This is a genomic window from Paraburkholderia acidiphila, assembly GCF_009789655.1.
Taxonomy (GTDB): Bacteria; Pseudomonadota; Gammaproteobacteria; order Burkholderiales; family Burkholderiaceae; genus Paraburkholderia; species Paraburkholderia acidiphila.
This window is the reverse complement of record NZ_CP046909.1, coordinates 3,010,433-3,029,575: the sequence shown is the minus strand read 5'-3', so window position 1 is coordinate 3,029,575 and position 19,143 is coordinate 3,010,433. Positions and strand designations below refer to the sequence as shown.

Annotated in this window: 19 protein-coding genes and 1 pseudogene; 15 read left to right on the top strand and 5 right to left on the bottom strand. The window is 66.2% G+C overall.

Translation table 11 applies throughout. The features are described from left to right. Positions 1-10 precede the first annotated feature (10 nt). The 3 genes from FAZ97_RS13825 to flhA all read left to right on the top strand — a co-directional run bounded on the left by FAZ97_RS13825 (position 11) and on the right by flhA (position 4,904). Entirely contained in the window at positions 11-1,276 is a 1,266-nt protein-coding gene (locus FAZ97_RS13825; protein WP_233271685.1) for a DUF3443 domain-containing protein, read from the top strand. Positions 1,277-1,512: 236 nt separating this feature from the next. After that, complete coding sequence (flhB, locus tag FAZ97_RS13820; protein WP_158758891.1) at positions 1,513-2,808, top strand: flagellar biosynthesis protein FlhB; 1,296 nt, start codon at positions 1,513-1,515, stop codon at positions 2,806-2,808. After that, complete coding sequence (flhA, locus tag FAZ97_RS13815) at positions 2,805-4,904, top strand: flagellar biosynthesis protein FlhA (protein WP_158758890.1); 2,100 nt, start codon at positions 2,805-2,807, stop codon at positions 4,902-4,904. Before flhB ends, flhA begins: the two co-directional genes overlap by 4 nt. Positions 4,905-4,970: 66 nt before the next feature. On the opposite strand, the gene FAZ97_RS13810 is transcribed toward flhA, so the two are convergent. Continuing rightward, a complete protein-coding gene (locus FAZ97_RS13810) occupies positions 4,971-5,261 on the bottom strand; it encodes a type II toxin-antitoxin system RelE family toxin (protein ID WP_158758889.1) in 291 nt (96 codons plus the stop codon). Next, positions 5,248-5,433 (bottom strand): type II toxin-antitoxin system Phd/YefM family antitoxin, encoded by a 186-nt coding sequence (locus tag FAZ97_RS13805; protein ID WP_407671778.1) that lies wholly within the window; start codon positions 5,431-5,433, stop codon positions 5,248-5,250. The genes FAZ97_RS13810 and FAZ97_RS13805 overlap by 14 nt, the downstream gene beginning before the upstream one ends. A gap of 412 nt (positions 5,434-5,845) precedes the next feature. Between FAZ97_RS13805 and flhF the strand changes: the two genes are divergently transcribed. From flhF to FAZ97_RS13780, 5 genes and pseudogenes are all read left to right on the top strand, one after another. Then, entirely contained in the window at positions 5,846-7,933 is a 2,088-nt protein-coding gene (gene flhF / locus FAZ97_RS13800; protein WP_158758887.1) for a flagellar biosynthesis protein FlhF, read from the top strand. Further along, positions 7,926-8,708 (top strand): annotated as a pseudogene (locus FAZ97_RS13795) (nucleotide-binding protein); the annotation flags it as partial. The gene flhF and the pseudogene FAZ97_RS13795, both read left to right, overlap by 8 nt. Before the next feature lie 359 nt (positions 8,709-9,067). Then, positions 9,068-9,799: an RNA polymerase sigma factor FliA gene (locus FAZ97_RS13790; protein WP_158759173.1), complete on the top strand. Its 732-nt coding sequence runs from the start codon at positions 9,068-9,070 to the stop codon at positions 9,797-9,799. A 284-nt stretch (positions 9,800-10,083) separates the two neighbouring features. Then, on the top strand, positions 10,084-10,416 hold the full coding sequence (locus FAZ97_RS13785; RefSeq protein WP_158758885.1) for a type II toxin-antitoxin system TacA family antitoxin: 333 nt from the start codon (positions 10,084-10,086) through the stop codon (positions 10,414-10,416). Then, positions 10,379-10,864 (top strand): GNAT family N-acetyltransferase, encoded by a 486-nt coding sequence (locus tag FAZ97_RS13780; RefSeq protein ID WP_233271593.1) that lies wholly within the window; start codon positions 10,379-10,381, stop codon positions 10,862-10,864. The genes FAZ97_RS13785 and FAZ97_RS13780 overlap by 38 nt, the downstream gene beginning before the upstream one ends. Positions 10,865-10,972: 108 nt before the next feature. Here the strand turns inward: FAZ97_RS13780 and FAZ97_RS13775 are convergent, their stop codons facing one another. The 3 genes from FAZ97_RS13775 to flgA all read right to left on the bottom strand — a co-directional run bounded on the left by FAZ97_RS13775 (position 10,973) and on the right by flgA (position 13,325). Beyond that, a complete protein-coding gene (locus tag FAZ97_RS13775) occupies positions 10,973-11,416 on the bottom strand; it encodes a flagella synthesis protein FlgN (protein WP_158758884.1) in 444 nt (147 codons plus the stop codon). A 49-nt stretch (positions 11,417-11,465) separates the two neighbouring features. Beyond that, positions 11,466-11,807: a flagellar biosynthesis anti-sigma factor FlgM gene (gene flgM / locus FAZ97_RS13770; RefSeq protein ID WP_158758883.1), complete on the bottom strand. Its 342-nt coding sequence runs from the start codon at positions 11,805-11,807 to the stop codon at positions 11,466-11,468. A gap of 180 nt (positions 11,808-11,987) precedes the next feature. After that, a complete protein-coding gene (flgA, locus tag FAZ97_RS13765; RefSeq protein ID WP_158758882.1) occupies positions 11,988-13,325 on the bottom strand; it encodes a flagellar basal body P-ring formation chaperone FlgA in 1,338 nt (445 codons plus the stop codon). A 257-nt stretch (positions 13,326-13,582) separates the two neighbouring features. Between flgA and FAZ97_RS13760 the strand changes: the two genes are divergently transcribed. The 7 genes from FAZ97_RS13760 (at position 13,583) to FAZ97_RS13730 (ending at position 19,143) form a co-directional block, all read left to right on the top strand. Then, positions 13,583-14,098 (top strand): flagellar basal body protein, encoded by a 516-nt coding sequence (locus FAZ97_RS13760; protein WP_158758881.1) that lies wholly within the window; start codon positions 13,583-13,585, stop codon positions 14,096-14,098. Positions 14,099-14,215: 117 nt separating this feature from the next. Further along, the gene (gene flgC / locus FAZ97_RS13755; RefSeq protein ID WP_042269015.1) at positions 14,216-14,641 is read left to right on the top strand and encodes a flagellar basal body rod protein FlgC; all 426 of its coding nucleotides are present in this window, start codon (positions 14,216-14,218) and stop codon (positions 14,639-14,641) included. Positions 14,642-14,838: 197 nt separating this feature from the next. Further along, on the top strand, positions 14,839-15,483 hold the full coding sequence (locus FAZ97_RS13750) for a flagellar hook assembly protein FlgD (RefSeq protein WP_158759171.1): 645 nt from the start codon (positions 14,839-14,841) through the stop codon (positions 15,481-15,483). A 26-nt stretch (positions 15,484-15,509) separates the two neighbouring features. Next, positions 15,510-16,754, top strand: a complete 1,245-nt coding sequence (flgE, locus tag FAZ97_RS13745) for a flagellar hook protein FlgE (protein WP_158758880.1) — start codon at positions 15,510-15,512, stop codon at positions 16,752-16,754. 27 nt (positions 16,755-16,781) lie between these two features. Then, positions 16,782-17,540 carry a flagellar basal-body rod protein FlgF gene (gene flgF / locus FAZ97_RS13740; protein ID WP_158758879.1) on the top strand — a complete coding sequence of 253 codons (759 nt, stop codon included), beginning with the start codon at positions 16,782-16,784 and terminating at the stop codon, positions 17,538-17,540. A 65-nt stretch (positions 17,541-17,605) separates the two neighbouring features. After that, positions 17,606-18,394 carry a flagellar basal-body rod protein FlgG gene (gene flgG, locus FAZ97_RS13735; RefSeq protein ID WP_158758878.1) on the top strand — a complete coding sequence of 263 codons (789 nt, stop codon included), beginning with the start codon at positions 17,606-17,608 and terminating at the stop codon, positions 18,392-18,394. 35 nt (positions 18,395-18,429) lie between these two features. Then, positions 18,430-19,143, top strand: a complete 714-nt coding sequence (locus FAZ97_RS13730) for a flagellar basal body L-ring protein FlgH (RefSeq protein ID WP_158758877.1) — start codon at positions 18,430-18,432, stop codon at positions 19,141-19,143.

Below are 19,143 nucleotides of genomic sequence, written 5' to 3'. Positions count from 1 at the left end.
GCCGAACGTGCTGACTTCACGCCATTCGCGCACCGTGTGGCTGCGCCCTTTCCGGTTTTTTTCGACAGCCGCGCTCGTGGCCGTCGTTTCGCTCGTCGCCGCCTGTGGAGGCGGGGGCGGCAGCAGCAACAGCAGCAGTTCGAGCGGCAGCAGCAGCGGCAATGGCTCCTCGGTGCCCAGTCCCAACCAGCAGCCTACTGCGGCGACCGCCGCGAACACGGTGCCCGTCACCGTGAACAGCGGACTGACCGGCACGCTGCCCAACATCCCCACCGTGAGCGTGACGATTTGCCAGGCCGGCACGAGTACCTGCGAAACCGTCAACAACGTTCAGGTGGATACGGCGTCGTTCGGCCTGCGTGTGCTCGCGTCGGCCTTGCCGAATGTGCTGAACTCACTGCCCGCCACGCAGGTCACCGGCGGCAATCTCGCCGAGTGCACGGCCTTTGCGGACGGCTACACGTGGGGTACCGTGCGTTCCGTCGACGTCAAGATCGGCGGCGAAACGGCATCCGGTATTCCGATCCAGGTGATCGGCGACCTGGCCTCGAGTTCGGTGCCGCAGGCCTGCGCTGGCTTCGGCAACCCGCAGAACACGGCGCAGGACCTGGGCGCGAACGGCATTCTCGGTATCGGTGTCGCGCCTTATGACACCTTCGGCAGCTATTACGCTTGCCCGGGCAACACGAACTGCGTTGCCGCAACGGTCGCGCAAACGCAGCTCGTGGCCAACCCCGTGCCCAAGTTCGGCACGGACGGCAATGGCGTGATCCTGGAGATGGCGCCGGTGTCCGACAGTGGCGCGCCCAGCGCGACGGGCACGCTCGTGTTCGGCATCGGTACACAGTCGAACAACGCGATGAACGCCACGCAAACCTTCGTCACGGACTCATCGGGCAGGCTCAGCTCCACGTTCAATGGACGCACGCTGCAGACCTTCCTCGACTCGGGCTCGAATGCGATCTTCTTCGCCGACAGCAGCCTGCCGCAGTGCGGCGGCAATCTCGGCTCCTTCTATTGCCCCTCGTCCACGCAGTCCTTCAGCGCAGCGCTCGTTTCCAATAATGGCGCAACCACTGGCACCGCGGCCTTCAATGTCGCGAATGGCAACAGCCTGCTCGGCAGCGGCGCGAACTATGCGGCCAACAACCTGGCCGGGCAGTTCGGGTCGTCGACGAGTCTCGACCTTGGGTTGTCGTTTTTCTACGGGCGCTATGTGTACTACGGCATGGACCTGACCGCATCCGGCGGCAAGGCGCCTTACGTGGCGTACTGAGTGGCGTACTGAGCACCCGTCGCGCGAGTTTTGCGGCCCGCGAGCGCCTTGCGCATCGCGCGCCCGCGCGCGCCGGTGATGGCGCCCCGTTTCCATCGGCCGAAATACCCTGATTTACCCGGCTTACTCCGTCAATCGCTGCTTGGCTTGCGCGGCAATAATCGCTGTCACTGAAAAAGGGCGCGCGCCAGCCGCGCAGCCGCGACGAGCGGCGCGCGCCCACGACCGGAGCATGCGTGGCTGAGGACAGCGACCTCGAGAAAACAGAATCCGCCACTCCCAAGCGCCTCGAAAAGGCGCGGGAGGAGGGGCAGGTTCCGCGTTCCCGGGAGCTGGCGACGTTCGCGCTGCTCTCGGCGGGCTTCTATGGCACGTGGATGCTCTCCGGCACGATCGGCGAGCATCTGCAGGCCATGATGCGCGGCGCGTTCACGTTCAATCACGCGAGCGCGTTCGAAACCAGCCGCATGCTCATCGGCGCAGGGGTTGCCGCGCGCGAAGGCTTGATGGCGCTCATGCCGGTGCTCGCGCTCACGGGGCTCGCCGCGCTGCTCGCGCCAATGGCGCTTGGCGGCTGGCTCATCTCGACGAAGTCGCTGCAGCCGAACTTCAGCCGCCTCAATCCCATGACGGGGCTTGGGCGGATCTTCTCCGTGAACGGGCCGATCCAGCTCGGCATGTCGCTCGCCAAGACGCTCGTGGTGGGCGTGATCGGCGGCTCGGCGCTATGGAACCGGCGCGACGAGATACTCGGGCTCGCCATGCAGCCCGCGCCGCGCGCGTTCGCCGACGCGATGCATCTGATCGGCGTGTGCTGCGGCATGACGGTCGCCGGCATGTTCGTGGTGGCCGCACTCGACGTGCCGTATCAGCTGTGGTCGTACTACCGCAAGCTGCGCATGACCAAGGAAGAGGTCAAGCGCGAGCACCGCGAGAACGAAGGCGATCCGCACGTGAAGGGACGCATTCGCCAGCAGCAGCGCGCCGCCGCCCGCCGCCGCATGATGACCCAGGTACCCAAGGCCGACGTGGTCGTGACCAACCCGACGCACTTCGCCGTCGCGCTCAAGTACGCCGATGGCGAGATGCGCGCGCCGAAGGTCGTTGCGAAGGGCGTGAACCTCGTGGCCGCGCGCATTCGCGAGATCGCCGCCGAGAACAACGTGCCGTTGCTCGAAGCCCCGCCGCTCGCCCGCGCGCTCTACTACAACGTCGACCTCAACCGCGAAATCCCGGGGCCGCTCTACGGCGCGGTGGCGCAGGTGCTCGCGTGGGTCTATCAGCTCAAGCGCTTTCGCGAGCATGGCGGCGATGTGCCGATGGAGCCGACCGACCTCGACGTGCCACCCGAAATGGACAAGGGCGCAGTGAGCGACGAAGACGAAGCCAGCGAAGCCGACGAAGCCCTCACGCCAGAGGAGCGCACGGCCGCCGAACGTACCAACAGCAGCAACGCAAACAACGCATCGAACACCGCCGGGCGCACCGACAAGAACGCGGCGCGCGACGGCACTGAAGGAGCAACAGAATGAACGCCCGCACCGGTTTCCTCGCGCGGCGCCCGGAGATGCTGCAAAGCACGAATCTGCGCGCGCTGGCGGGACCGATCCTGATCTGCATGATCCTCGGCATGATGATCCTGCCGTTGCCGCCGTTCCTGCTGGATCTGCTGTTCACCTTCAACATCGCGCTTTCGGTGATGGTGCTGCTCGTCAGCATGTACACCATGAAGCCGCTCGACTTCGCGGCGTTCCCGAGCGTGCTGCTGTTCTCCACGCTCCTGCGGCTTTCGCTGAACGTGGCCTCCACGCGTATCGTGCTGCTCGACGGCCATACCGGCCCGGGCGCCGCGGGCCAGGTGATCGAGTCGTTCGGCCACTTCCTCGTGGGCGGCAACTTCGCCGTGGGTATCGTGGTGTTCGTGATCCTCATGGTCATCAACTTCATGGTGATCACGAAGGGCGCGGGCCGTATCGCCGAAGTCTCCGCGCGCTTCACGCTCGACGCGATGCCCGGCAAGCAGATGGCGATCGACGCCGACCTGAACGCGGGCCTCATCAACGAAGAGGCGGCTCGCAAGCGCCGCAGCGAGATTGCCCAGGAAGCCGAGTTCTACGGCTCGATGGACGGCGCGAGCAAGTTCGTGCGCGGCGACGCCATCGCCGGTCTCCTGATCATGGTGATCAACATCGTGGGCGGCCTGATCGTGGGCGTCGTGCAGCACGGCATGCCGCTCGCCTCGGCGGGCGAGACCTACACGCTGCTCACCATCGGTGACGGCCTCGTTGCGCAGATTCCGTCGCTCGTCATTTCCACGGCGGCCGGTGTGATCGTCTCGCGCGTCGCGACCAACGAAGACATCGGCACGCAGCTCACCGGGCAGCTCTTCACGAACCCGCGCGTGCTCATGATCACCGGCACGATCATCGTCATGATGGGGCTGATTCCGGGCATGCCGCACTTTGCGTTTCTGCTGCTCGGCGGCGGCTCGATCCAGCTCGGCCGCACGCTGAAGAAGAACGCCGAGGCGAAGAAGGCGAGCGCCGCGATCGCCGACGTCGCGCCCGCCGCGCTCGCGCCGGTCGAGAATGCCGAGGCGACCTGGGACGACGTCGCGCTCATCGACACGCTCGGCCTCGAAGTGGGCTACCGCATCATTCCGCTTGTCGACAAGAACACCGACGGCGAACTGCTCAAGCGCATCAAGAGCATTCGCAAGAAGTTCGCGCAGGAAATCGGCTTCTTGCCGCCCGTCATCCATATCCGCGACAACCTGGAACTGCGCCCGAACGCCTACCGCATTGCGTTGAAGGGCGTGGAAGTGGGCACGGGCGAGGCTTATCCGGGCCAGTGGCTCGCGATCAACCCGGGCCAGGTGAGCGCGGTGCTGCCGGGCACGCCGACCACGGACCCGGCGTTCGGCCTGCCCGCCGTGTGGATCGATTCGAACGTGCGCGAGCAGGCGCAGGTGTTCGGCTACACGGTGGTCGATTCGAGCACGGTAGTGGCGACGCACCTGAATCACCTCGTCGTCATGCACGCGGCCGAACTGCTCGGGCGTCGCGAGGTGCAGGCGCTGCTCGAGCGCGTGCAGAAGGACACGCCTTCGCTCGTGGACGACCTCGTGCCGAAGGTGCTCCCGGTCACGACGCTGCAGAAGGTGCTGCAGAACCTGCTCGAAGAAGGCGTACCGATTCGCGACATGCGCACGATCATGGAATCGCTCGCGGAGCACACGCCGCGCATCACCGACGCACACGACCTCACGGCGGCGGTGCGCATCTCGCTCGGCCGCGCGATCACGCAGCAATGGTTCCCCGGCAACGCCGACATGCAGGTGATGGGCCTCGACGCGAACCTCGAGCGCGTGCTTTCGCAGACGCTCACCTCGGGCCCGAACCCCGGCCTCGAACCCGGTCTCGCGCATACGCTGCTCACGCAGACGGAGCAGGCGATGGCGCGTCAGCAGGCGCTGGGACTCGCGCCCGTGATGCTCGTGCAGCATGCGTTGCGCCCCATGCTCTCGCGGTTCCTGCGCCGAAGCCTGCCGCAGCTCAAGGTGCTGTCGTATGCGGAAGTGCCGGATACGCGCAACGTGAAGGTGGTGAATGTGATCGGGGCACATTGATCGCGCCGCGACGAGTGCCGCGACGCCCCGAATGGAGAAAAAGCCCGCTGTCAGCGGGCTTTTTTGTTAGCCGAGCCGCGTGCGGGCTTTCCTGTACGCTTCGTCCGCTTCACGCTTGCCGATGGCGATCACGAGCACGACCAGCTCGCCGTCCACGACCTGATAGACGAGGCGATAGCCCGAAGCCACGAGCTTGATCTTGTAGCAGTCCGCCATGCCGCTCAGACGCGCGGACGCCACGTGAGGCGTCACGACGCGCTCTTCGAGCTTCTTCAGGAATTGCTTGCGCACCGTCGAGTCCAGTTGCCGCCACTCCTTGAGCGCGGTTTCGCGGAACTTCAGCTCATAGGTCTTCAAGCTTGACGCTCAAGACTTTTTCATCGGCACGGGAGCGAACGATATCCGCAAGCTCGGCGTCCTCCAGCCGCTCGCAGATCGCTTCCCATTCGCTTGCGGGGACGAGGTAGGCAACCGGCTTGTTCCGGTTGAGGATCGCGACGGGGCCGTCGGCCTGTTCGATGGCTGCCATGGGGTTCACCTTTAGCTCGCTGATACCAATCGATGCTCTTGCCAGAATGCTTTCCATTTTCGGGGGCCTCGAAGCGCTGCGCACGTTCGGGAGTCGCCGTGCGGTGATGGCGATCAATCGACCTGATTATAGGTCGAATATTTAGTCGCATATTTGGTCGCTTTCGGGAAGCGACGTGTCAACACGGAAGGCCACGCCCCACTTCTCCCTCCCGCGCCACCCTCTCCACCGATTCCGCGAATTACCCACATTTCTCCGCCTTGATCCATCGATCATGGGGGACTCACCTTCGAAATAATTCCAACATCGGAAAAGGCCTTGCGAGCGACGCACGGCCGGCAGCAATCCAGCGCCATTCCAGCAACAGACGACCGGCGGCGGCATAAGCCGCTCACCTCATCAGGGGCTTAGCTTGAACATTCGCAAATTCATCGGTGGCACCAGCCGCGACGCGTTACGGCTCGTACGCGAAGCGCTGGGTGCGGACGCCGTCGTCCTGTCGAACCGCACGCTCGACGACGGCAGCGTTGAAATCGTCGCGCTCGCGGACCGCGATCTCGCGGCGATCACGCCTGCCGATGCTGCCGCGGCGCAAGCGCTGGTTGGCTTTAGCGGCCAGGGTGGTCAAGGCGGCCCGTTCGCGCAGCCCACCGCCATGACGCAAATGCCGCGCTCGCCGCGCGCTGCGCCCGGCGCGGCCCCGGCGGCGCTCGCCGCCCCGATCGGCGCTGCGAACCCCTATGCGAGCGGCATGCCGGACGTGTTCTCGTCGGTGTTCGGCGCGAGCCCGGAAGTGGGTGCCGAAAAGGGCGGCGCGAGCGTGGACGTCGATGCCGATGGCGATCACGCCGCCGACACCGCTGTCTCGCTCGGCAAGGAAGCGGCGGCAGCGTCTGCCGCCGTCGCGCCGCTTTCGCCTTCCTCGCGCGCCGCGGCGGGCCAGCAGGCCGCGCAATCGGCGATGCCGCCAACGCTGCAATCCGCGCTGCAGGCAACGCAATCGCAGCAACCCGTGCCGCATGCGCACTCGCCGCTGCAAATGGCGCTGCAGGCCGCGACCGAGTCGCTTGCCACGCCGGCCTTCGCGCCATCGTTTGCGCCCATGGCGCAGGGTGCCAACGCCCCGGCCGCCGCCCGTGAAGCCGCCGCGCGCCTTGAACAGGCCGCCACGGCGAGCGCGAGCGAGACGCCGCGCACCATGGCCGAATCGAACCCCTGGCTGATCGATCACGCCCGCCGCATCGCGAACCAGCAAAACGCCCCGCGCGTGCCGGGCATGACGCCCGCGGCCGCGGCGGCACGCGGTCTTGGCAATGTCGCCGACCCGGTGCTGCCGCCCGATGTAGACGCCAGCACGCCCGACTGGGCGCTCGAAGCCGCTCATGTCGCCGCGCGTCGCGCCGCGCAGCGCCTCGGTCACGGCCCGGAGGCCGCGGGTCCCGCGCCCGGCAGCCGCAACGCGCAGGGCGCCGACGCGGCACAGACCGTGAGTGAAGCGATCCGCGCGCGCATCGAGCAGGTCGTCAACGAAACGGTGATGAACGAGCTCGCCTCCATGCGCGGCATGATGGAAGAGCAGTTCGCGGGCCTCCTGTGGGGCGAGCGCCAGCGCCGCAGCCCGGTGCAGGGCGCGCTCACCAAGCAGCTGTTCGCCGCGGGTTTTTCGGCGCAGCTCGTGAAGATGATGATCGACCGCCTGCCCGAAGTCGAAACCGAAGAAGCCGGCATGGAATGGCTCCAGTCGGTGCTCGAATCGAACCTGCCGGTGCTCGAAGACGAAGAGGCGCTCATGGAGCGTGGCGGCGTGTTCGCGCTGATGGGGCCGACGGGCGTGGGCAAGACCACGACCACGGCGAAGCTCGCCGCGCGCTGCGTGATGCGCTTCGGCGCGAGCAAGGTGGCGCTCCTCACCACCGACAGCTACCGTATCGGCGGCCACGAGCAGCTGCGCATCTTCGGCAAGATCCTCGGCGTTTCGGTGCACGCGGTGCGCGACGGCGCGGACCTCCAGCTCGCGCTCACCGAACTCAAGAACAAGCACATCGTGCTGATCGACACGATCGGCATGAGCCAGCGCGACCGCGCCGTGGCCGACCAGATCGCCATGCTGTGCGGCGCGGGCCGCCCGGTGCAGCGCCTGTTGCTGCTCTCGGCGACCAACCACGGCGACACGCTCAACGAAGTCGTGCAGGCCTACCAGAGCGGCCCGGAAAACGCGCCGCTCACGGGCTGCATCCTCACCAAGCTCGACGAGGCGACCAACCTCGGCAGCGCGCTCGACACGGTGCTGCGCTACAAGCTGCCGGTGCATTACGTCTCGACGGGGCAGAAGGTCCCCGAGAACCTTTACGTGGCGACGCGCCGCTTCCTGATCCGCAGCGCGTTCTGCATTCCGCGAGAGAGCTCGCCGTTCGTGCCGCACGAAGACGATATTCCGGCGCTGCTGTCGGCTCTCTCGACGCGTTCGAATTCGCAGGCTCCCGAGGTCAGGTTTGGATAAGTTCGTAATCGATCAGGCCGAAGGGCTGCGGCGGCTTCTCGCGCGCGAAGGCTCGCGCGTGGTCGCGGTGACAGGCGGTGCGGGTTCGCCCGGCCGCACGACCACCGTGGTCAATCTCGCGGCGGCGCTCACCGCGCAGGGTAAGGACGTGCTCGTGATCGACGAGTGTCTCGGACCCCGCTCGGTCTGCTCGCTGGTGGGCAATGTGCGCGGCGCCGGCAACTTCGCCGCCGTGATGCGCGGCGAGCGCACGCTCGACGAAGCGGTAGGGCGTCACGCGCTCGGCTTCGGCGTGCTGGCCGCCTCGCGCGACAACCGCGCGCAGTACACGGCCGCGCAGCTGCAAAAAGTCATTTCGGGCCCCGCGGACATCGTCTTGATCGACGCGCAGCTCGACGCCGAAGGCGCGCTGTCGCCGCTCGCCATGCACGCGCATGACGTGCTGATTGTCATGCGCATCGGTGCGCAGTCGATCACGGACGCCTATGCGTGCATGAAGCGGCTGCACTTCGCACATGCGATCGCGCAGTTTCGCGTGCTCGCGAACCATGTGGCGAGCGCAAGCGACGCGCACACCGCGATCGAAAACCTCGCTGGGGTGGCGAGCCGCTACCTGAGCGTGTCGCTCGAAAGCGCCGGATGCGTCGCCGCCGATCAGCACATGGCGCAGGCGCTCAAGCTCGCGCGCTGCATCGTCGATGCGTTTCCTTCGACCAACGCCGCGCGCGACTTCCGGCAGGTGGCCGCCGAACTGCCGCACTGGCCCATGCGACCCGCGGTTTCGGCGTGCTCGCCGGCCACGGCGCGCGCCAGCGCACCGTTTGTCCCGAAGGATGAAGAACACGAAGCGGCGGGCGAAGCATCCGCCGACGACCTGGACGGCGCGCCGCGAGCCGGCGTCCAGCTACACGCTACGCACGCAAACGCCGCACACAGCACGCTCGCCGCGAACGCCGATTCGTTCGTGACGAGCGTGACGGGTGTGCATCCCGCACCCAACGCAACATCCGCGTCCGCACCGGCCCACGTGGGCTGGCGGACCGATACGCCCGCGCAGCGGACGTCGCCGCAGCACGTTTGACGTGCGCACGACGACGCCCAACAGGGACATGAGAAGTGGAGAGCACGATGTCGATGTATAACGCTCAAGGAAAAATTTCGCAGGCCGACGTGCTTGCGAAGTACGCGCCGCTCGTCAGACGGCTCGGCTTGCAGCTCGTGGCCAAGATGCCGGCGAGCGTGGACCTCGACGACCTGATCCAGGCCGGCATGATCGGCCTGCTCGACGCGGCCAACCGCTACAAGGAAGATCAGGGCGCGCAGTTCGAAACCTACGCGAGCCAGCGCATTCGCGGCGCGATGCTCGACGAGCTGCGCAGCAACGACTGGCTGCCGCGCAGCCTGCGCCGCACCTCGCGCGAAGTGGAAAGCGCGGTGCATCAGGTGGAGCAGCGGCTCGGACGCTCGGCGAGCGAGACGGAGATCGCCGAACACCTGAGCATGCCGCTCGACGAATACCAGAGCATGCTGCAGGACCTGCATGGCAGCCAGCTCATCTACTACGAAGACTTCGACCGCTCCGCCGAGGACGAACCGTTCCTCGACCGCTACTGCGTCGATCATTCGGACCCGCTTTCGGCGCTGCTCGACGACAGCCTGCGCGGCGCGCTCGTCGAGGCGATCGAGCGGCTGCCCGAGCGCGAGAAGCTGCTCATGTCGCTCTACTACGAGCGCGGCATGAACCTGCGCGAAATCGGCGCGGTGATGGAGGTGAGCGAGTCGCGCGTGTGCCAGCTGCACAGCCAGGCGGTGGCGCGCTTGCGCACGCGGCTGCGCGAGATGGCATGGGCCGGCCAGGAGAATTGAGGCAGTAGACGCCGCGCAATGTCAGGCGCGGGCCGGATGTGGGGAAAAAGCCGGAGTGCGAGAGCGCTCCGGCTTTTTTGTTGGGTGCGCAGCTTAGCCCGAGTGGTGTCAATTTGGCACCACGCATGATATAGTGGCTCCATCTCCGCGAAAGGAGATCGACCCGGTCCAGCCGGGCTCGACCGGGTCAGAGGGGGCCGCGCCCCACACCTCGCTTCAGAACCTCGGACTCCGTATCCGCCTAAAGATGTAGGCGTGCGCCAGGCCCGAAAAAAGGATCAACAATGGCTATCAACAACGGTATGGAAAACTCCAGCCGCGGGCGTATCACTGCCCGGTTGAGCGCGGAGAAACAGGAAATCCTGCAGCTTGCTGCAGATCTTTCGGGCAGTACTCTCAATCAGTTTATTGTGCAGGCCGCGCTTAGGGCCGCGGAGCAGGTCATCGAGCAGGAAGAGGTCATTCGTTCCATCCGCCTGACGATGGACGAATCGAAGCGCTTCTTCGCGCTGCTCGACGAGCCGCCGAAGCCCAATGAGGCGCTGCAGCGCGCGATGGCTCGCTTCAGGAAGAACAAGAGTGCAAACGCAGATTCGTCAGCTGAGGGAGAGCGATGACCGCAACGGCTTCGATTGCGGCATCGATTCGATGAGCGAATGGATTCGCCACGTAGCGAGTCAGCACCAGAAAAAGAATCTGTCTCGCACTTACGTTGCCGCGATGTCGTCTGCGCCGCACACGATAGCAGGCTACTACGCGCTTGCGGCGACAGCGATAGAAACGGACGGCATGCCACACGCACGATTGCCGAGGAGCGTGTCCGCGGTCCTGCTCGCCCGGCTGGCTGTCGACACGAGGCATCAGCGCCAGGGCCTTGGTGAGCATCTGCTGATGCACGCACTGGATGTCGTACTGACAACGGCAGAGTCGGTGGGCGTGCAGTGTGTTCTCGTCGACGCGCTCGATGAGAATGCGGCGGGGTTCTATCGGAAATACGGATTCGAGTCGTTCACCACTACGCCGCGCAGACTATTCCTGCCCGTTGCGACGATCAAGCAAGCATGAAGACGTCATCGCCATCGGCCATCCGTTGCCGCGAACAAAAAAGCCGAAGCATCACTGCTTCGGCTTTTGTCTTTGGCGAATCCTTAGTGAACGACGCGCCCGGGGCGCTTACAGCCCGAACGCCGGCAGCCGCCCATCGGGACCGTACAGCATCGCGCCGTTGCCCGTTTCGCCGCGCAGGATCGAGAGCGCGCGGCGGTTATGTTCCATGCGCGTGCGGATCATCATGCCGATCGTGAGATTTTTGCGGCGCGCGCGCTCGGTCGAACCCTTGAGCAACGCCCACTGGCTCGCCAGACGCGGGTCGCCGTCGCAGGCCATTTCGATGCCTTTACGGCCGCCGGGAAGCCCCAGGCCTGCCAGCTGCGCGTCGCGCGCCTTTTCGAGGCCAGCGAGACGCTGCGTGAGCGTCGTCTTCTGCTCGACGATCTGCGGAAGCGCCTCCATGCCGTCGGCCGACACGAGCGCCTTTTCTTCATAGGCGAGCAGCGACGCGAACGCCTCGACCGTGGCGTGTTCGTCGATCAGTGTGGCCAACAGGGCATCTTTCATTGCAAGGCACCAAAAAAACGAGGTTTGCGCGGCGCTCGTGCGTCGGACGTCAGTTGCCCGACGTCGGCTTCATGAGGTCGCGGGCGGTCTGGATCACGCCGTCGGCAATCTTGCCGGAGTCGATCTGCAGCGTGCCGTTGCGGATCGCGTCCTTGATCGACTGCACGTGCGCCGTGTCGATGTCGGCGGAGCCGCTCGCGGCGAGCGAGCGCATCGTCGACGAAAGCGACGAAAGGCTCACGTTCGCGCCCGCAGCGCTTGCGCTGCTTGCAGCGCCGGAGGTGGCCGCGTTGTCGGTGCCGGCGGCGACGCTGGTCGCATCGCCTTGCGAACGCGCGAGGCCATCCTGCAGCGGGCGCGCATCATTGCGGGTGGAGGAGTCAACTTTCACGATGGGCTTTCCTGATCGATTTGACCTTGATAACGGCATAGGTCGGGCCGAACTTTAGCCGAAAATCCCACCGTTACATGCTGTTACGTGTGCTGGCGCACCAAGCCGGAAATTGCCGGATCGGACCGCCGGGCGGGGCTCAATTCGCCACGATCCGGCCCTTACCAGATCTTCCCGGTCCTAGATTTGCACCTGCACGGTGCCGGCGTCCTTGACCACGCCCGAGATGATCTGGCCGCCGCTCGTGCGCACGCGCACCTGCTGGCCAGGCTCGGCGTTGTTGAGCGCGCTGCCTTCGGCGGAGATCGTGAAGTTGCTGCCCACGGCGATCACCTTGACGGTTTGCCCGATCACGACCGAGGCCGCGCTGCGCAGCATGTCGGTGCGCAGCGGCAGGCCCGCGGCAATCCGCGCGAGCGCGACGGCGCCCGTTGCCTGGTTGGGATCGGTGATGATGGTCTGCGGCAGGTTCGCGAGGTCGCCCGCGCGCGGCATGAAGTCGGCAGCCGAGAGGGCTTCGCCCGCGCCGATCTGGCGCGAGGCCACGTAGTAAGTCACGTCCACGGCAATGCGCGCGCTCACATAGAGCGTCCACGGCTTCGCGCCGATGCAGCGCACGCCCACGGTCGTATGGCCATAGGTGCGCGCGCCCGGCGGCATGAACGGCTCGAGCGAAGTGCAGGCCGCGAGGCCGCGCGGGAACACCGGCGCGACCGTAATGTTCACGTGGCCCGGCAAGCCCGCCGATTGCTGCTGCAGGAAGGTGAGCGCGACGGCGCGGATCGATTCGCCGTCCTGCTGACCGGGCGGCACGGTTTGGACGTTCGCGGCGGCGGCGCTGGTGTTCGCGCTGTTGTTGAGATTGGCAGGCGCGCTGGCGCTTGCGTTGGCAACGGGCTTCGCGAGCGCGCCGGCAGACGCACTTGCCTCGACGACAACGGCGGCGACGCGGTTCGCGGTGCCCGGCAGGTTCACGCGCTGGAGCGTGCCCGCGTTGTTCGGGTTGGCCGCCGGCACACGCACGGGTTGCGCGCTCGCACCCGGCGAGGGAATCGTGACGATGCGCGGCGCGTCGCCCTGAGGCACACGTTCGCCGGGCCCCGGAATCGTGATCATGCCGTTCGACTCGACGCCCGCGCGCGCATCCTCGGGCACGCCGCGCGAATTCAGATCGGCGTAGCTGGCCGCGCGCAGCGGCGCGGCGTCACTGGTGGGCGCGTTGGCGGCGGTGGCGGCGGCATTGGATGCCGCAGCGGCGGCGGGCTTCTTCGCGTTGCTGGCGATCAGCGCGTTCATCCGCGCAGCATCCGAGCCCGCGCGGTCGCCGTTGCCCGCAATAAAGATCTGGCCGCCCGCGCCCTCGGGCTGCGGTGCGGTTTGAGCCGCTGTTTGTGCGTGAGCGAGCGCGCCACCGAAGGCGCAGGCCAGCACGCACGCCCAGGACGCGCTCCACGACAGCGCGCGCGCACGCCGCTTCAGGCCGGCGTGCGGCCTGCGCAAAGAGGCAGTTTGCGGCATCGTCGTTCTCCATCGAATGCATTGACACGCCTCGCATTCTAGGCGGCGGTCCCCGCGCGCTTGCGTCGAATAGAGGGGCGCTTTACCGGCTATTCGTCCGATTGGTTCTTGCCACCGCCGCCTAATATTCCACTCCATGCGCAAAGGCCTTCGGGTCACGCGCCTAACGTTTGCGCCGCGCTTGCACCGGATTCCTCGCCGCTGGCGAGCCTGCCGCGCTCACGCCGAATCCTTTTTTGCCTCACGGAGAACGCCCGATGCTGGACAAACTCGATGCCGAATTCGCCTTTGGGCGCGAAGCGCTCGACGTGCGCGCCACGCGGCAGGCATTGATCTCTTCGAACATCGCGAACGCCGACACGCCGGGCTACCAGGCGCGCGACGTGGACTTCTCGGCGTCGCTTGCCGGCGCGCTGCGCCAGCAAGGCGCCGGCGGCACGGTGGGCATGACGGCCACCTCGGGCGGCAACGCCCAGCCGCTCGCGATGGCGCAGCCCGCGGGCGTGACGAGCGGCATGCAGATGGCGGCCACGACGTCGGGCCACATGGCCGGCGACGCGAAGCTGATCCCGACGGGCGGCCCGGCCGACACCTACAAGAGCCAGCTTATGTACCGCACGCCGGTGCAGCCCGCACTCGACGGCAACACGGTCGATCTCGACACCGAACGCGTGCAGTTCGCCGACAACGCGTTGCACTTCGAGTCGGGCATGACGGTGGTCTCGCAACAGATCAAGACGATGTTGTCCGCGATCACCTCGGGTTCGAGCTGATCGCCGCGCGCGAAGCGCAGCCGCGATACGCGGGCAATACGCGGGCAACAAGCAGTAACGAAGCCATGAACGACCAACGCGCGTGTGACGCGCACCCGATGTGAGGGCAACGAAACCATGCCATCCCTGATGAACATCTTCAGCGTTGCGGGATCCGCCATGACGGCGGAATCGCAGCGTCTGAACGTGACGGCGTCCAATCTCGCTAACGCCGACAGCACGACCGGCCCCGACGGCCAGCCGTACAAGGCAAAGCAGGTCGTGTTCGCGGTCAACCCGCTCGGCGGCGCGCGCACGGCCTCGGGCCAGCAGGTGGGCGGCGTCAGGGTGACCGGCGTGGTGGACGACCCCACGCCCATGAAGCAGACGTACGACCCCGACAATCCTTCCGCCAACGCGGACGGCTACGTGACGATGCCCAACGTCGATCCGGTGCAGGAGATGGTCAACATGATCTCGGCGTCGCGCTCGTACCAGGCCAACGTCGAAACGCTGAACACCGCCAAGCAGTTGATGCTCAAGACGTTGACCATCGGGACGTAAAGCGGGACCTGAAGCAGGCACCCGAAGCACGGCACGCACTACGCAGTAATACAGAGACCAGCGGGCGCGCAACGACGCAACGCCCGCCACCACCACACGCCAAGCACGAAGCGCAATCGAGGGAGAACGCGTTGAGTTCCAGCAACACAACCATCGGCGGCAGCACCGCCACCGTGTCGCAGCAACTGCTCGACACCATGAACGGCACGAGTTCGAGCTCGTCGTCGTCGTCGAGCGGCACGAGCGCAAGCGACCTGCAGACCACCTTCCTGCAGCTGCTCGTCGCGCAGCTGCAGAACCAGGATCCGACCGATCCGATGGACAGCTCGCAGATGACCTCGCAGCTCGCCCAGATCAACACGGTGTCGGGCATCCAGCAGCTCAACACGTCGCTGACCTCGCTCTCCACGCAGCTTTCGGCGGGCCAGAACGCGCAGGCCGCGCTGCTCATCGGCTCGACGGTGCTCGCGGCCGGCAGCAGCGCCACGGTGAAGAGCGGTTCGGCGCCGCAGCTCGGCGTCACGCTGCCTTCGGCGGTTTCGGACGTCAAGCTCACGATCACGAACTCGGCAGGCCAGGTCGTCAACACGCTCGACCTCGGCGCGCAGTCGGCCGGCACCGTGCCGGTCACCTGGAACGGCAAGGACAGCTCGGGCAACACGGTCGCCGACGGCACCTACACGATCAGCGCCACCGCGACGACCAACGGCCAGTCCGCCACCGCCACCGCGCTCGTCGCGAGCCAGGTGCAGGGCGTGGTCCAGCAGTCGGACGGCACCGCGAGCCTCTCGCTCGCCAACGGCAAGACGGTCCCGCTTTCGGGCGTGGGCGCCATTCTCTGAACACCATCAACGCGGAGTAGACAAACATGGGCTATCAGCAAGGATTGAGCGGCCTCGCCGCGTCGTCGAACGACCTCGACGTGATCGGCAACAACATCGCCAACGCGAACACGGTTGGCTTCAAGCAGAGCACGGCGCAGTTCGCCGACGTCTACGCGAACACCATCGCGACGTCGGTGGGCAACCAGATCGGCCTCGGCGCCTCGCTGCAGACGGTGCAGCAGGACTTCGCGCAAGGCACGATCAACACGACGGGCCAGGCGCTGAACGTCGCCATCAACGGCAACGGCTTCTTCCAGATGTCGAACAACGGCACGGTCACGTACTCGCGTAACGGCGTGTTCCAGCTCGACAAGAACGGCTATATCACCGACGCCTCGGGCAACGACCTGATGGGCTACGCGGCCAGCTCGACCGGCGTGATCAATTCGGCACAGACCGTGGCGCTGAAGGTGCCGACCACCAACATCGCGCCGCTGGCGACGTCGAACATCACGGCGCAGCTGAACCTGAACGCGCAGGACACGGTGCCGACGACCGGGACGTTCAGCGCGACCGACTCGACGAGCTACAACTACTCGACGTCGATCACGGGATACGACACGCTGGGCGGCGCGCAGACGGTCAACATGTACTTCGTGAAGGACGCGACGAGCGGCCAGTGGGACGTCTACGCGGGTCAGACCGGCTCGGTGCAGAAGCTCGGCACGGCGCAGTTCAGCTCGTCCGGCGCGCTCCAGAGCATTACCCCGGATACGGCCAACGGCGTGACGAGCAACGGGACCTCGTCGTTCACCTTCAACATCACGCCGACGGACGGCTCCACGACGCCCCAGCCGCTCACGCTCGACTTCTCGGGCACGACGCAGTACGGCTCGGCCGACGGCGTGAACAACCTCGCCCAGAACGGCTACCCGAGCGGCACGCTGTCGAACTTCTCGATCGGCGCGGACGGCACCATCACCGGCAACTACTCGAACGGTCAGACCATGGCGCTTGGCCAGATCGTGCTCGCCAACTTCAACAACCCGAACGGCCTCGTGAACCTGGGCGGCAACCAGTTCCAGCAAACGACGGCGTCGGGCGTGGCGCAGATCTCCACGCCGGGCAGCACGAACCACGGCACGCTCACGGGCGGCGCGCTCGAAGCGTCGAACGTCGACCTGACGAACCAGCTCGTCGACCTGATCACGGCGCAGCGCAACTATCAGGCGAACGCGCAGACCATCAAGACGCAGCAGACCGTCGACCAGACGCTGCTGCAGATGTAACGCGCCTAACCACGTACCGGGCACATCATGGACCGACTGATCTATACCGCGATGACGGGCGCGAGCCAGGCGCTCGAGCAGCAGGCCGTCGTCGCGAACAACCTCGCGAACGTCTCGACCACGGGCTTTCGCGCGCAGCTCGCCAACTTTCGCGCCGTGCCGATGTCGTTCGGCGACGGCTCGACGGTGAACGACCAGACCACGCGCACCTTCGTGCTCTCGGCGACGCCTGGCTCGGACATGACGCCCGGTGCGATCTCGCACACCGGCAACCCGCTCGACATCGCCATCCAGGGCCAAGGCTTCATGGCCGTGCAAACCGCCGACGGCAACGAGGCCTACACGCGTGCGGGCAACCTGCACGTCGATGAAAACGGCCAGCTCGTCACCGCCGCCAACCAGCAGGTGATCGGCGGCGGCGGCCCGATCGCGGTGCCGCCGGGCTCGGCGATCACGATCGGCAAGGACGGCACGGTTTCGGCCATCGCGCCGGGCAGTCCCGCCAACGCGATCGCGATGATCGACCAGATCAAGTTCGTCAACCCGCCGGCGGGTGCGCTCACGCGCGGCGACGACGGCCTGTTCCACACGTCGGACGGCAACCCCGCCGACGCGGACCAGACCGTCCAGGTCGCGACCGAATCGGTCGAAGGCAGCAACGTGAATCCGGTTGCGGCGATGGTCTCGATGATCACCAACGCGCGCCAGTTCCAGATGCAGACGAAGCTGCTGCAGAACGCCGACCAGAACGAGCAGAGCGCGAACCAGCTGCTCAACTTCAGCTAAGCCATTTCAAGTTACATGAAGGCCGCCTCGCGCCGCGCGCGGGGCCGGACCGGGAGAAAGACACCGTGAACCGATCGCTTTACATCGCCGCCACCGGCATGCAGGCCCAGCAGTCGCAGATGGACGTGATCTCGAACAACCTCGCGAACGTGAGCACCAATGGCTTCAAGGGCTCGCGCGCGGTGTTCGAGGACCTCATGTATCAGACGCTGCGCCAGCCGGGCGCGAACTCGACCCAGCAAACCGAACTGCCCTCAGGCAGCCAGGTGGGCACGGGCGTGCAGCAGGTGGCGACCGAGCGTCTCTACACGCAGGGCAACCTGCAGCAGACCGGCAACTCGAAGGACGTGGCGGTCAACGGCGCAGGCTTTTTCCAGGTGCAGATGCCCGACGGCACGACGGCCTACACGCGCGACGGCTCGTTCCAGACCAACTCGCAAGGCCAGCTCGTGACGGCGAGCGGCTACCAGGTGATCCCAGCGATCACGGTGCCCGCCAACGCCACCTCGCTCACCATCGGCAGCGACGGCGTGGTGACGGTCACGACGCCGGGCACGGCCAACAACACGACCATCGGCACGCTGCAGCTCGCGATGTTCATCAACCCGGCCGGTCTCCAGTCGAACGGGCAGAACCTGTTGTCGGAAACGGCTTCGTCGGGCGCGCCCACGGTTTCCACGCCGGGCCAGAACGGTTCGGGCACGCTCAACCAGGGCTATGTGGAATCGTCGAACGTGAACGTGGTGCAGGAGCTCGTGAACATGATCGAGACGCAGCGCGCCTACGAAATCAACAGCAAGGCGGTCACCACTTCTGACCAGATGCTGCAAACCCTCAGCCAGATGCAGGTCTGAGGCTGAGTCCCTGGTTAATCAAGTCGGTGAAGAATATGTCGCAGTCTGTTCGAATCCATCCTCGCATCCGCGCACGGCGGCCGGGCCATGCCCGCTCGCTCGTGGCGGCTGTGGCGCTCGCGACGCTGGCGGGCTGCGCCTACATTCCCAACCGGCAGCCCATCGTGCAGCAGCCGATGACGGCCGTGCCGCCCATGCCGCCCGCGAACCTGTCGCCGGGCGCCATCTACAACCCGGGCTACGCGGGGCGGCCGCTCTTCGAGGACCAGCGTCCGCGCAATACCGGCGACATCCTCACGATCGTCATTTCCGAAAACATCAACGCGACCAAGTCATCGGGCGCGAACACCAAGCGCGGCACCAGCACGAGCGTCGCGGGCACCGCGAACTTCCTGCCGGGCTTCTTCAACCGCGCGAACCTGAATACGACGGGCGCGAACCAGTTCGACGCCACGGGCGGCGCGAACGCCTCGAACACGTTCACGGGCGTCATCACCGTGACCGTGACGAACGTGCTGCCCAACGGCAATCTCGTCGTGTCCGGCGAGAAGCAGATGCTCATCAACCAGGGCAATGAATACGTGCGCTTCTCCGGCGTCGTCAATCCGAACACCGTTGCCGGAGACAACTCCGTGCTCTCGACCGACGTCGCCGATGCGAAGATCGAATACTCCGCGAAAGGCGTGATCGACGAAGCCGAGACGATGGGCTGGCTGCAACGCTTCTTCCTGAACATCGCGCCATGGTAA

What these genes read in the sequence shown, in the direction of transcription:
- FAZ97_RS13790 (WP_158759173.1), top strand. Translation starts at nt 9,068, where the DNA reads ATGTATAACGCTCAAGGAAAAATTTCGCAGGCCGACGTGCTTGCGAAG.
- FAZ97_RS13785 (WP_158758885.1), top strand. Translation starts at nt 10,084, where the DNA reads ATGGCTATCAACAACGGTATGGAAAACTCCAGCCGCGGGCGTATCACT.
- FAZ97_RS13750 (WP_158759171.1), top strand. Translation starts at nt 14,839, where the DNA reads ATGAACGGCACGAGTTCGAGCTCGTCGTCGTCGTCGAGCGGCACGAGC.
- FAZ97_RS13775 (WP_158758884.1), bottom strand. Translation starts at nt 11,416, where the DNA reads ATGAAAGATGCCCTGTTGGCCACACTGATCGACGAACACGCCACGGTC.
- FAZ97_RS13730 (WP_158758877.1), top strand. Translation starts at nt 18,430, where the DNA reads ATGTCGCAGTCTGTTCGAATCCATCCTCGCATCCGCGCACGGCGGCCG.
- FAZ97_RS13760 (WP_158758881.1), top strand. Translation starts at nt 13,583, where the DNA reads ATGCTGGACAAACTCGATGCCGAATTCGCCTTTGGGCGCGAAGCGCTC.
- flhA (WP_158758890.1), top strand. Translation starts at nt 2,805, where the DNA reads ATGAACGCCCGCACCGGTTTCCTCGCGCGGCGCCCGGAGATGCTGCAA.
- flgF (WP_158758879.1), top strand. Translation starts at nt 16,782, where the DNA reads ATGGACCGACTGATCTATACCGCGATGACGGGCGCGAGCCAGGCGCTC.
- FAZ97_RS13805 (WP_407671778.1), bottom strand. Translation starts at nt 5,433, where the DNA reads ATGGCAGCCATCGAACAGGCCGACGGCCCCGTCGCGATCCTCAACCGG.
- flgC (WP_042269015.1), top strand. Translation starts at nt 14,216, where the DNA reads ATGCCATCCCTGATGAACATCTTCAGCGTTGCGGGATCCGCCATGACG.
- flgE (WP_158758880.1), top strand. Translation starts at nt 15,510, where the DNA reads ATGGGCTATCAGCAAGGATTGAGCGGCCTCGCCGCGTCGTCGAACGAC.
- flgA (WP_158758882.1), bottom strand. Translation starts at nt 13,325, where the DNA reads ATGCCGCAAACTGCCTCTTTGCGCAGGCCGCACGCCGGCCTGAAGCGG.